8 protein-coding genes are annotated in these 12,343 nt (G+C 60.4%); 4 read left to right on the top strand and 4 right to left on the bottom strand.

The features are described 5' to 3' along the window. Positions 1–6: 6 nt before the first annotated feature. Entirely contained in the window at positions 7–333 is a 327-nt protein-coding gene (locus NMA52_RS00755) for an iron-sulfur cluster assembly accessory protein (protein ID WP_254825715.1), read from the top strand. A 141-nt stretch (positions 334–474) separates the two neighbouring features. Here NMA52_RS00755 and NMA52_RS00750 read toward each other — a convergent pair whose 3' ends face one another. Beyond that, a complete protein-coding gene (locus NMA52_RS00750; RefSeq protein ID WP_254825714.1) occupies positions 475–1,011 on the bottom strand; it encodes a hypothetical protein in 537 nt (178 codons plus the stop codon). 144 nt (positions 1,012–1,155) lie between these two features. Here NMA52_RS00750 and NMA52_RS00745 point away from each other — a divergent pair, with 144 nt between their 5' ends. From NMA52_RS00745 to NMA52_RS00735, 3 genes are read left to right on the top strand one after another with little or no spacing between them, the layout of a single operon-like run. Further along, a complete protein-coding gene (locus NMA52_RS00745; protein WP_254825713.1) occupies positions 1,156–1,515 on the top strand; it encodes an iron-sulfur cluster assembly accessory protein in 360 nt (119 codons plus the stop codon). Beyond that, positions 1,508–2,293 carry a methyltransferase domain-containing protein gene (locus NMA52_RS00740; protein WP_254825712.1) on the top strand — a complete coding sequence of 262 codons (786 nt, stop codon included), beginning with the start codon at positions 1,508–1,510 and terminating at the stop codon, positions 2,291–2,293. The genes NMA52_RS00745 and NMA52_RS00740 overlap by 8 nt, the downstream gene beginning before the upstream one ends. Before the next feature lie 58 nt (positions 2,294–2,351). Further along, the gene (locus tag NMA52_RS00735; RefSeq protein ID WP_254825711.1) at positions 2,352–2,849 is read left to right on the top strand and encodes a hypothetical protein; all 498 of its coding nucleotides are present in this window, start codon (positions 2,352–2,354) and stop codon (positions 2,847–2,849) included. 7 nt (positions 2,850–2,856) lie between these two features. On the opposite strand, the gene NMA52_RS00730 is transcribed toward NMA52_RS00735, so the two are convergent. From NMA52_RS00730 to sprA, 3 genes are all read right to left on the bottom strand, one after another. Then, positions 2,857–3,651 carry an OmpA family protein gene (locus tag NMA52_RS00730; protein ID WP_254825710.1) on the bottom strand — a complete coding sequence of 265 codons (795 nt, stop codon included), beginning with the start codon at positions 3,649–3,651 and terminating at the stop codon, positions 2,857–2,859. 99 nt (positions 3,652–3,750) lie between these two features. Continuing rightward, positions 3,751–4,851: a ferredoxin--NADP reductase gene (locus NMA52_RS00725; RefSeq protein WP_254825709.1), complete on the bottom strand. Its 1,101-nt coding sequence runs from the start codon at positions 4,849–4,851 to the stop codon at positions 3,751–3,753. A gap of 71 nt (positions 4,852–4,922) precedes the next feature. Further along, the gene (gene sprA / locus NMA52_RS00720) at positions 4,923–12,311 is read right to left on the bottom strand and encodes a cell surface protein SprA (protein ID WP_254825708.1); all 7,389 of its coding nucleotides are present in this window, start codon (positions 12,309–12,311) and stop codon (positions 4,923–4,925) included. Positions 12,312–12,343 lie beyond the last annotated feature (32 nt).

The raw sequence follows: 12,343 nt of genomic DNA, 5'->3' as shown, positions 1-12,343 counted from the left end.
AATACTATGCTTTTCGTTGCCGATAGCGCGAAGGAAAGGCTGCGCGAAATCCGTGAGGCCAAGAGCCTTCCCGATAATTACTTCCTGCGGGTGTCCATCACCAGCGGAGGCTGTTCGGGTCTGTCGTATAAGCTCGACTTCGACGACGAACTCCAGCCCCGCGACCAGGTCTTCGAGGATAATGGCGAGACGGTTGTCTGCGACCTCAAGTCATTCCTGTACCTCTGCAATTCCACCCTGGAGTTCAGCGGCGGCCTTGACGGCAGCGGCTTCGCCTTTAACAACCCCAACGCTACCCGGGAGTGTGGGTGCGGGGAGAGTTTTGCGGTGTAGGGAGGAGTGAATGAGTGAATTGGTGAGTTACTGAATTGGCCTTTTCGGTCTCGATTCACTTTATTATCAAAAATTTATGAAACGCCATTTCGACCCAGTCGTTAGGGCGTTTTTACATTCAACAATTCACCAACTACCCCCTTACCCTGTAAGCACCGACGAAGCCTCTCTCCTGATGGCCCCCTGCGCCAGTGCCACCGGATCTTCCGGCTGGCGGGAACTCATGGTACGCAGTCGGTTGGCGATTTGGCTGCTGGTCTCAGCTCCTTCGGCCGCCCGGGCAATGAGCAGGCTGATATTGTCGCGGGACTGGGTGATGATGGACCAGAGGGAATCGCTGACGTAAATCTGCTGGGTGATGTTGTATTCTACTTCCTGACGGATACTGAGCAACAACTCGGCCGTGTATTCCCTCGGTGCGGTCGCCGGATCCGGCGGAATGCGCAGCAGCAGGTTGGGAACGGAAATTCGTTCCAGCATAAGTGTGAATCGCTCACAGGCCTGTAACCGGAGCCCCTCGAGATCGGTCTGTGCCTTACCTCCATCGTCGCCCGACGTCCGTTCCTCTAAGCGCACGATGGCTTCGCTGAAGCGGGTGAGCGCATCGCGTAACGCCCAGATCAGGGCGATCGTGAGTACGGTGGGCAGTATCCAGAGTAGCAGGGTGACGAGTTCCATAGGGTGAGTTTATGGTAAGGGAGGCTGACTTCCGCGCCAAGTTGGCTAAAATAGGTCAGATGACCTTGCCCCTTCGGGACTTCCGCCCAAGCAACCATGTCCGCCGTGTTGTTGTTAACCCAGGAGTAAAGCTATTTTTCGATGATGAGCGCCGACGTAAAGTCCACCACCAAGCCCGCCCCAATTTCCATTACTCCCTCCGCCATGGAGCAACTCGTTCGCCTCCGCAAAGAACTCGGGGTCGATAGCGATCACTTCCTCCGCATCGGCGTACGGGGCGGTGGCTGCTCCGGTTTCGAATACCAGCTGGGATTCGACCTACCACAGGAAGACGACCAGAAATTCAAAGTGGGCGACGAGCAAGTCCTCATGAAGGCTGGCCATGCCCTGTACCTTCTCGGCATGGAAATTGACTGGGCTACCGGCCTGGACAACCGTGGCTTTACCTTTAACAACCCCAACGCCAAGGAAACCTGTGGTTGCGGTACCTCCTTCAGTGCCTGATTTCGGTTCCCTGCTCGCTCCCCCGCTCGACCGTCGCCGGGATATTCCCCTGTATTACCTCAAGTCCGAAGACGAGAACCGCCGCGACGTTTACGAGCGCTTCGACGAACTGGTAGCCCGGCAGACCGCCCTCCACCTCGCCGACGATCTTCACGGCGGCTACCCCCTGCAACCGATCGCCGAGTACGTTTGTCGGTGGCTGCCGATCACTTCCGCAGCTACCGTAGCCGATATCGGCTGTAGCGTCGGCCGCCAGATTGCCGACCTGGCGGGAAGCTATCCGGACTGGGATTGTTACGGACTCGACTTCAGCTACCAGATGGTGCGGCAGGCTACCGACTACTGGAAAGAAGGAAAAACCCTCCATCCTAACCTGCTCCGGTTCGGCTACCCCACGGTCGCCCTTACCGGCCGGAGTTTACCCAATGTGCACTTTGCCCTGGCCGACGCCAAGGATCTCCCCTTTCCGGACGGTAGCCTCGATCTGATGCTGAATACTTTCCTGATCGATCGCCTGCCCGACCTGCCCGCCGCCTTCACGGAGTGGCGCAGGGTACTCAAACCCGGTGGCCGGTTGATCACGATCAGCCCCCTCAATTTTTTGCAGATCGAGCACTGGAAGGCGCATCATCCCCCGATGAAGATCCTGGATCCGTTACTGCGCGACGGCTGGGAACTGCTCGACCTCACGGACCCCCTTACCGTGCGCGAGCCCATGGATGCCCGCGGTAATGAAGTGGTGTGGAATACTCTGGCTTTCGTGCTGGAGCGCCCGTAGTCATTCATCAACCTTATTCCCCTCTCGTTCATTTAGGTAGTTTCCATTAGCCCCTTGTATGACTCCCCAGATCCGCTTTTCCCACTTCGTCGACCAATTCCCTCCCCTCAAACTGCCGATCACCTTCGGCGAGGAAACCGTACGTAAGATCAGCAAGGAAACCCCGCCCCTGCCCCCGCGGATGATCGACCAGTTTCTCGTGCCGATGGAGCCGACGCAGATCAATGAGGAGTTCACCGAATTCATCGCCTGCATGCGGCTACCGGATGCCGATGAATACGTCGGTTTAGTCTACTGGCGGGCCGACCTGGCTCAGTACCACTACACCCTGGTCACGATCAATCCCAAGACCGAAGAGGTGATCGACCGCCTCATTCTCGCCGGCACCAGCTACGACGGCAGCGAACTGACGCAAACCTCCGCCGCCATCACCGATGCCCTGATGATCTACCAGGTAAGCGGACAGGGCGGCGGTCAGGATTTCGACTACCAGGCTAGTGGCAGCACGGCCCGGCGTTTCCAGCTTGCCGATTCGGGAAAGATTATTGAATTGTAACCCGGGCCTATTCTACGATCTCGACCCGCTCACCGGCGGCTGACTGGTGATTACCGTAGCCGACTACCCGAAAATTCTCGCGGGCAATTCCCGCCTCGATCAGGTGCTGACGTATCGTTGTAGCCCGCTCCTCGCTGAGTAACTGCGCCGCCCGCGCGTCCAGTTGCCGGGAGGTATGCACCCGGATTTCCACTACGGTATTGGACTTTTTAACGTAGTCGGTCAGTGCGTCCAGACCGGCATATCCCGCGGAGTTGGGGTAGGCCGTATTGGGAATGAACGTTACCGAGCCGGCGGGCGTGGGGGTCGCCGGGATGGCTGCTGAAACCGGAGATTTGGCCGTTCGCTCGGTGGGCTCCCCCCGCACGTCGCGCAACTTGGCGCGCAAGGCTTCGGCCTCCGCGTCCGTGGCGGCTCCCTCCGGAGGCAGATTGTCGCTTATGGTATTTTCCCACCGGCGCCGCTCGTAGGCCGCGGGTCGTTGATCGGGGTACAGGCCGGAACGGACCGTGGACCGCAGAACGGCCGTATCCCGCTCGCTGATGACCGCCGGACCGGCTTCCGGTTCCGCTTCCCAGTAAACGCTCAGCCCCTCCGTGCCGTCCCGACGGCGCTGTTTTTCCTCCTGCTGTTTCCGGAACTTTTCCTTCATGCGTTCCAGTTCGGCCATGTCCTTGGCGTAGCGCGTACGGGTGTCGGATTCCGCTGCCGCAACTACCGTATCCCGTCGCTCTTCCGTTTGTGCGGACAGTTGGGGAAACAAGGACAGCGTAAGCATCGCCAGAAGCGTCGTGCGGATCATACGTGCGTAACTTGGCATGGGAAGGGCGGAATGGGCACCTAAATATACGGTCTCGGCGTATGTTTCAACGGGTAAAATCACCGCACCCGCGTGCCCGCCCTAAACGTTAAAGTCGATGTCGACCTCCGGCGTGACCGGATGCGACTGGCAGGTCAGGACGTAGCCTTCCTCCACCTCTGACTCATCCAGCGCGTAGCAGACGTCCATCTTCACGCCCCCCTTTTCCACGCGGGCCATGCAGGTAGAGCAGGCCCCGGCCAGGCAGCTGTAGGGCGGGGTCTTCCCTTCCTCGAGCAGTCCGTCCAGAATAGACTGTCCGGGCTTCAAATCTATGGAGAAGGTTTCCTTGTTGAGCTTGACGTTGATCTTGCCGCCCCGGCTTTCCCCGTTTTTTTGCTGGGCACTGTTAGCGGATACGAAGCGCTCTACGTGGATGAGCTTCTCGTTGATGCCGTGGCCGAGCAGGGCGGCCTCTACGTTGTCGATCATTTCACCGGGTCCGCACACGTAATAGCGGCAGTCGAGTCCGTCCGTCGGGTGGCGCTGCAGAAAGTCGACCAGTGTTCTGCGGTCGATGCGTCCCCGGGCGCCCTCCCACTTGGTGTGGCTGCGCTTGAAGAGACCCTTCAGCCCCTTCGTCGCGTACTTTTTCGGTCGCGACAGGGTGTGCTCCACGGTAAGCTGACCCGCGTACTTATCCTGTAGTTCCCGCAGCTTCTCGTCGAAGATGATGTTGTCTTCATCGCGATTGCCGTAGAGTAAGATCACCTCCGATTTCGGCTCCTCCTCCAGTACGGAGCGCAGGATCGACATCAGGGGGGTAATTCCGCTCCCGGCCCCGAAGAGGTAGTACCGGCGGCGGGCGGCGGGGTCCACCTCGGCCAGGAAGCGGCCCATGGGCGGCATCACGTCAATCTCTTCCCCTACCTGCACGTTGTTCGCGATGTGATTGCTCACGATCCCTCCTTTGACCTGCTTGACGGTGACGGCCAGTTCGTTGTCGTGGGGGGCGGAGCACATGCTGTAGGCACGCCGTTCCTCCTTACCGTTGATGAAAAAACGGAGGGTGAGGTACTGTCCGGCCCGGTAGTTAAAGGCGGTCCGGTCGGCGCTGGGGACGTCGAAGTAGACGCTCACCGCCCGGTCGGTTTCCGGTTCGAGGCGCACGACGCGCAGGGGGTAGAATTGAGGTTGACTCATGATCAGCTTTTGGGGGGGCAAAGGTAAATAGCCCGGAGCAAGTATGGTTCAGCTGCGCGTCATGAGGTTGGCTAGTTCAGTTGGAAGCGGACGACGATTCCTCCGCTGGCGGCCGTCTGCGGGAAGCCCAGGGGGTTGAAGGGGGTCGTCTTGCGGTAGTCAAAGAAGCCCCGCAGGCTCAGTCGCTGATTCAGTTGGTACTCCACGGAGGGGGCCAGGGTAAAGATTCGGCTTCCCTCGATGATTTCCCGCGTGGGCGGCAGGAGCCGGCTGGCGTATGTTTTCGATTCCCGCAGGCTGAAGTTGAACTGGATGTCCATATCGCTCACGTTGAGGCGCCCGCCCGAGCGGCTATTCCCTCCACCCTGCCGGTTGTTCAGCGTAGGGGGGGTGGCGGGTTCGCGGGAGCGTTGACGGCCCTGCAGGAAGCCGATCTGGATGTCCTGAAGCACGATCCCGAATCCGCCGATCACTTCCTTCCCGACACTTTCGGAGAGCAGCTTGCTCACTACGTTAATACTCCGGGTTTCGTTGCTGGTGTAGGCGAAGTTGACAGACAGGCCGTTCACCAGTTCGGCATCGATGGCCAGCAGGGGCGCGAAGGCCTTCGACTCGGACAGGTTGGGGATCTCGATTCGGGGGTAGTAGTTGAGACTTACCGTGTCGTAGCCGGTCAGTTGGGGCGTGGTCTGCCGCTCGATCGCGTCGAGGTAATCCAGGCTGGTCCCGTAACTCGAAATGCTGAAGCTCGACTGGTAGCCGTGGGTGATGTTTACCCGGCGGAAGATTTCGCTTAACCCACCGATCCGATCCAGTCCGTTCCAGGTCAGGCGCCAGTTCGGCGCGCCCACGGCGTCGAAGGGGTCGAGATTGACGGTACTGGGGTCCTCGTCGCGGTAGGCGGCCAGGAAGGCCGGCAGCAGTACCTCCTGTTGGTTAGGTCCGTATCCGAAGGAATATCCCTGGGCCGCCAGATCGGGGTCGGCGTGGGGCGTACTTCCCCCCCGTCGCTGACTGATGATGAGCCGGTTCGCCTCGAAGGTGGCAAAGAGGTTGTTCAGGCTCGTGGTATCCTGATTGAAGAGACTGAGCGCGCCGCCGTTGCTGAAGGTGAGTGATCCGTCGCGTACCGGCACGCTGTGCAGGAAGGGTTCGTTGGGGCCTTTGTCCTGCACCTTGAACGTTTCGGTGTAGTTCTCGGTGAAGGACCGGTCCATGGTAAGTTCCAGGCGGAAGTCCGTGAAGGGCTCGATGATGGCGTTCGCGTCCCACCGCTTGGTGTAATTCTGAATGACGTCCTGGCTCAACATGGGATTATCGCTGATGTAACCGTCCTGGGCCAGGGTGTTGAGGTAATCCTGGTCACTCTGCCGCTGGTCCTCGGCCAGGGTGCGGATGGTGGGTTGTAGTCCGGCCACGAAGCCCCAGCCCGGCGTGTTCCACCCGTCGCTGAGCCCGAACAGATTGGGTTCGGGGAGAAATCCAGGGATGACCGTTGTAAATTCTTCACTGTAGTTGAGCCGGGCCCGCCGCAGGGCCAGCAGTGGTCTGATCAGTGCCTTGGTGGTTTTGTTGGCTTCCTTGGTTTCCTCGTCGCTGGTGGTACCCGGTCGGCGGGTGGGCCGGCGGCGGGCACTCTGATTAATGGCGCGCAGAAAGGGAATCTGATCGTAGAAGCGCTCGAAGTTGAGGTCGGCCGTCAACTGTCGTTGCTGGCTGTTCTGGATCAGGTTGCCCAGCCCCTTTTCCTGGATCAGCAGCGGGGAGGCCGCCCAGGAATAGTTGCCGAGATACTGTGCCCGTACGTCCACGAAATCGAGGAAGGGCAGGAAGCGGAGCGGCAGCTGGTAGCTGGCGTTGAAGGTGTGGTTATACTGTTTGGGTCTGCCCCCGTCGAGCAGACTGCTCCAGATGCTGTCGCGACGGATGTCCTTGGCTTCCTGATCGGGAAGGAGAACAAGCTCGTTCTCGTCGGGCTCGTCGATGGTAGCGTTCATGTTGGCATTGAAGCCGAGGCGGAGGCTGCGGGTGAGGTTCCACTGCACGTCGTAGCTCCGGTTCCAGATGAAGCGCTTGTTGAAGAAGGTGTTGAAGCGCTCGTCCACCCCGGCGAAGCGGTAACTCGTGGTGGAGAAGCTACGGTTCAGGACGTTGGTGATGCTGATCGTATTGGGCAGCAGGTTGAGGTTAAACTCGCTCAGCAGGCGCAGGTACTTACTCTCGATGCCCTTGAACGGCTCCAGTCCGGCACCCTGCCCGCGGCTGAAGGTGTAATCGAGGGCACCGGTATGGTCCTTGATTACTTCCGACTGGATGTAGGGGTCGCTGCGTTCGTTCTTGGTGTAGCCGTAGCTCACGCTGAAGTTGGCGGGGTCGAGCGGACTGGGTTTCGTGCGGCGGGTCGCGGGAGCAATGCCCACGTTGTTCAGGTTGACGGCCGTGATCTTATTGATCTCCTGAGCCTGCTCGCGGATGCTGTCCCGAATCTCCCCGGTTTCCGCCTGCTGGAGTTTGTCCTTCAGCTTGATGTCGTAGTCGTAGGGATCGTACTCCGGCGTGCTGGTCTGTTTGCTGTGCTGCAGGTATACGGGCAACCGCACGCCCCACTTGGAGGGGAGGAAGCGGTCCATACTCAGGTTGGTCGCCAGATCGTAACCGGCGGTACTGAACCGGTTGCGCTGCAGCACGCTGTTGTCCAGGGCACCGAATCCGACGCTGCTGTAATTGACGGCCGCGGTGAGGTTACCGAGGTCGGCGAGTTGTACGTCGGCCCGCGCTACGGCGGCTACCCCGCCCCGCTCGTCGAGTCCCTCCAGGCGGAGTTCGTTGACCCACACTTCGGCGCTGACCCCATTATTATCCAGATCTTTTTCGTTGCGTACCCCGATCATGAAGACCTTCACGAAGCCGAGGTTGGGGTTTCCCTTGATGCGGATCGTGTGGTTGATGCCCTCGGCCGGCGAGTACTGCTGCTCGTAAGTGGCCTCGCTGGAGATGTTGTTGCCGTTCCGCTCCAGCTTGAGGGCGGTGAGGATCTCCAGGGGGAGTTGTACTTCGTTTTCGGGCAGCCAGACGGAATCCGCGTAGGCCGTTCCGCTGGGGTTGAGTCCGGCCAGACCCGCCGTGTCCGACAGCGAGAGGGGTACTTCGTATTCGTAGTAGTTCTGTTCGAAGTCGGAACCCATCCGCAGGAATAGCCGCAGCTCCCCGTCCTCCGGGCGCTCGAAGCGGCTCTGCCCCGTGGCCTCGGCGTGCACGAACATCTTCAGTTCCTCGTAGAGCCGCAGGTCGGTATCCGTGTACTTGAATACGGCCCGACTATCGCTCGGCTGGAGGTTCTGCACCTTCAGCGACAGCGACTGTTCGTTCTGCAGCAGGCTCTGAATGCCGATGCTGTTCTCCCGGCGGATACCGTTCGGCAGGACATAGTTGAAGGGTTGGCGGCGGCTGTTCTCCTCGATGTTGACGGCATCGACGAAGAACTCCGTATTGTCCTCCCCGCCGATGATCGGACCGGTCTGGAAGGGGCGGTTGTAGCGGCGCCAACTGTTGCGGACCAGTTCGAACTCGGCGAAACGCAGGGTCACCGGCGCTTCGAACTCCCGCAGGAACATCCGCATGAACCGGATGGAGCGGAAGTCCTGAATGCCCCCGACGGCCGTCTTGTCGTCCGTATTCAGGGGCACCCGGAAGCGGTACCAGATCCGGCTGCTGGCGGGGTCCTCGATGCGGTCGGTGATGAAGGGGGTCGTCTCCTGATCGAGTTCGCGGGGATTGAGGCGCGACTGCACCAGCGGGATCTCGTACTGAAAGTAGCTCTCCGACTCGTTGAGGGTATTGTCCTGGTTGAGGTCCTCATCGTCGGGCAGGTTGGTAGCCGACTGGCGCAGGTTACTGGCGGTGTTCTCGTTGGCGGCCGAGTTGCCCTGGGTATTATTAAAGTTCTTGTAGCGGGTGAGTAGACTGGTGTTTTCCGCGTAGCGGTCGCTGTTGAAGTAGTAGAAGTTGTCGTTGGAGACGTCTTCCGCCAGGCGCTGCTGTACGGTCGGGCTTCCCGCGAAGGAGGCCAGGTAATCCGCGAATTGCGTCCGCTCCAGCGCATCGTCCGCCCCGTCGAGTCCTACGTCCTGCGCCCGGCGGCTCTCCGGGTCGTTGTCGAAGCCCTGGGTGATCTGCTGGGCGACGGGCACCCGCGACCATACGGTCTGATCCACGGGCCGGCGGGGGTTGACGGGCGTCGGCAGGCCGTTCTCGAAGAATTTACGGCTGTCCTTCAGGATATCCTCGCTGACGTTGCCAAGGTTAAAGTAGAGCGTTCCCTGTTTCTCCCGGGCGTCGGGGGCAGCCTGCGAGGGGTTGGTGGGGTCGAGGAAGGGCGACAGCATCCAGAATTCGATGAATTCGATGTTGGACGACTGGAAGTCGGTAGTCGTCATTTCCCGCATAATTCCGCCCCACCGACTCTTCGGATCGAGCAGCTTCACGGGTACGAGTGGGTCCCCCTGGTCGGGCAGAGCCCCGGCGGTAAAGCCCGGATACCCCTGCGGGGGGTCGAAGTTGTAGGGGCCCCGTTCGTTGGGGTAGTACGACAGGTCGAAGGTAAAGAACTGGAACAATCCGCGCTGACTGCCCAGGTCGGTATTCGGGAACACCTCCTGCTGGGGCACCCGGCTGGTGTAAACGTTTTGATCATCCCCGGCTCCGGCCTGGCGGGCGCTCTGGTCGATGCGGTACCAGCTCAGCGACGCGCGGTTGGCACCGCTTACGAGGCCCTCCTGAGTGGATTCCGGGAAAAGGGGGTTGTTGTTCGAGCCGTCGTTCTGGGGTACGGAGGCCAGGTACCACCGCTGTACGGGCGTCATAAGGTCGATAGGGCTGGAAGTGCCCTCGAAGTCGTCGAGGTAGACGATTCCGCCCTTTTCGGTCCGGCTCAGGTTGATGGCCTTGCTGTGCCCGGGATCGAGGATGGCCGTTTCCGCCGTCACGCTCACGTTGGAGGGGGCGTTGGTGCTGAAGAAGGGCAGCTTATCGAGGGTGCGGGTCAACCAGCCGGAGGGTTTATTAAAGGTGGCGTCGAAGCCGTAAATGCGGTTGTTGATGGGGTCCTCGCCGATGTTCACCTTCTGGGTGAAGGGGCGCTCGAAGAGCTGCATGAAGGTGCCCCCGACGGCCAGATTGTCGTTGACCTCGTAGTCGGCGCGCAGGCCGAGCATCGTTTTCGTCTGCAGGCTGAAGATCGTGTTGTCCTCGAAGCTCACGTTGATGGGAACCCCCGAACTGAGGATGGCATCGTTTAGTACCCGCACCCGACCGGTGCTGTAGTCGACGGTGTAGTCACGCCCTTCCACCAGCAGGGCGCCGCCCGCCGTCACCCGCACCGAGCCGGGGGGGATATTGAAGGCACCGAGACTGATCTCCGACTGTACGGTCGATTTGTAGGTACCGCGAATAGCAAAACGATTCTTCTCCGGATACTCCCTTGCCTGAAACAGGGTAGAGTCGTACAGCTCCTGGTAGGTGAAGCGGGGGGCTACCTCCGGGGGCAGGCGGGCGGCCAGGTCGCTACCGAAGGGCTCGAGGACGGGAAAATAAATGCGCCCGGTGGCCGGGTTGATCGTGATGCCCGGCACGAAGTCGAACACCCCGTCGGGCTGGGGGTCGCCCTGGGTGTTCAGGCGGTCGAGGTTAAAGGCCCGGATGAGGGGGACGCCGGGGATGGGGTTGAAGGTACCGCCGGGCAGATCCACGTCGACCGGCAGGAAGCGCTGGAAACCCTGACCGGGGTTCTCGTACTGCACGTCGAGCCGGAAGTCCTCCTGGTTCACCTGGTAGGCTCCGAGGGAGTAGACGTTCTTCATCATCAGGTCCCAGGCCGGCTCACTCACCCGCTGGGTGGAGGACTTGAGCAGCTTGGTGTACAGGACCTGGTTGGAGAAGTTGCTGGTATCCGTACTGCTGTTGTCGGTATTGACCGAGAGCTCGCCGACCTTGAAGATCTCTCCGTTGTACTTATAGCGGTAGGACACGGCCACCACCTGGTCGGGTTGTACGTTGATGTTGAGCGAGATGAAGCCCAGCTCCGGGTTTACGGTGTATTCGCGGGGATTCAGCTTGCGCGCCGATACCTTTTCAAAGTCGCGGATCTGCTCCAGCCCGAAGCGGGCCGACTGCAGCACCGACACCGAGCGGTCGATGTCGCGCAGGTTCTCCCCCTCGGCGACCAGCCGGCCGTAGAGGTCGTTGGCGCCGTTTTCGGGAAGGGGGCGGCCGTCGCAGATCTCCTGGTAGCGGGGCGTCGGGAATTTGCCGACGGCGTTGGGGTTCGTCAGGCGGGTGGGTTCGGCGAGGTCGGCGAAGGCCACGATGTCACGGACATCGAGGACTTCATTACGATCGTTGGTGATCCAGACCTCAATATTTTCCAGGTGAAAGAGCGTCTGGATCTGCGGCAGGTTCTCCAGGGCATGCTCGTACACTTCCCGGTTATAGTGGCTCAGGAAGAAGTGGCGGTTCTCGTCGTACTCATCGGCGTAGACTTCGAACTGGGCCAGCTGGCTGCCGCCCTCGATGGTCAGCTTTTCGCGCTGGGAGCGTTGCTGGCTGGCGATAGCCGTCAGGCGCAGGTGACCGAACTGCAACTCGGTCTTGAGTCCGAACAGCGATTGGGCGCCCTCGATCAGGGTACCGCGCAGGGGCAGGCTCACGTCGCCGGCCTCGATCTTACGGATGATGTCGTCTTCTCCGAAGGCCTCGCTGTTGTAGTCCAGCTTGATCTGGTTGTCGAAGTTGAAGTTGGCTCCGGTATTGTAGTTCGTATTCAGCTTGAGTTTGTCGCCGATCTGTCCGGTGACGTTCATCTGAATGTCCATGTCGAAGTCAAAGATCGTATTGCGCCGGAAGCGCTCGACGATGAAGGGGTTGTCCTGGTACTGGTAGTTCAGCCCGAAACTCAGGTCCACGCTCCCCTGCGGCTGAATGCTGATCTCGGTGCCGCCGAAGAGGTTGCTCACCAGGTCGGGATCGATCTCGATGTCGGCCAGGGGGTCGCCGATGTTGACGCTTTCGTCGGGGTTACCGACGCCGGCCAGGTTGTTGAAGTACTTCCGCTGGTCCTCTTTGGCCCGGTACTCGAAGTACTCGTCGAAGGTGAGGTAGGTCGGCGGGCGAAAGTCGATGTCGCCCAGGCGTTCGCGCACGATGTAGCGACCGGTGGCCGGATCGTACTCGACGGTCTTCTCCACCGCGGCGGGATCCTGCAGATCGACGGGGTTGGTATTCGGGTCGGTGATGAAGTCGCGCTGACGGTCGCGCAGGGGGGGAAGGGTATCCGTGAGCACGTTCAGGAACGGATCGTACGTGCCGGACTCATACCACGCGGCGTCCGTTGCCGTCCGGTAAGGGACGTAGGTAAAGCTAAGCGAAACCAGGGCAACACAGAGTAGCGGTAGTGTCTTGTTCATACGATGCAATCCTTCCTAAACCCCGGTATGCA

Origin of the sequence: Lewinella sp. JB7 (genome assembly GCF_024297185.1) — a bacterium.
Lineage (GTDB): Bacteria > Bacteroidota > Bacteroidia > Chitinophagales > Saprospiraceae > Neolewinella.
The sequence above is the reverse complement of the archived record's forward strand: the minus strand, read 5'-3'. Positions and strand labels throughout refer to the sequence as shown.

Bases quoted from the DNA above. Each gene is read 5' to 3' on its own strand.
- NMA52_RS00755 (WP_254825715.1), top strand. From the start codon at position 7: ATGCTTTTCGTTGCCGATAGCGCGAAGGAAAGGCTGCGCGAAATCCGT.
- NMA52_RS00750 (WP_254825714.1), bottom strand. From the start codon at position 1,011: ATGGAACTCGTCACCCTGCTACTCTGGATACTGCCCACCGTACTCACG.
- NMA52_RS00745 (WP_254825713.1), top strand. From the start codon at position 1,156: ATGAGCGCCGACGTAAAGTCCACCACCAAGCCCGCCCCAATTTCCATT.
- NMA52_RS00735 (WP_254825711.1), top strand. From the start codon at position 2,352: ATGACTCCCCAGATCCGCTTTTCCCACTTCGTCGACCAATTCCCTCCC.
- NMA52_RS00730 (WP_254825710.1), bottom strand. From the start codon at position 3,651: ATGATCCGCACGACGCTTCTGGCGATGCTTACGCTGTCCTTGTTTCCC.
- NMA52_RS00725 (WP_254825709.1), bottom strand. From the start codon at position 4,851: ATGAGTCAACCTCAATTCTACCCCCTGCGCGTCGTGCGCCTCGAACCG.
- sprA (WP_254825708.1), bottom strand. From the start codon at position 12,311: ATGAACAAGACACTACCGCTACTCTGTGTTGCCCTGGTTTCGCTTAGC.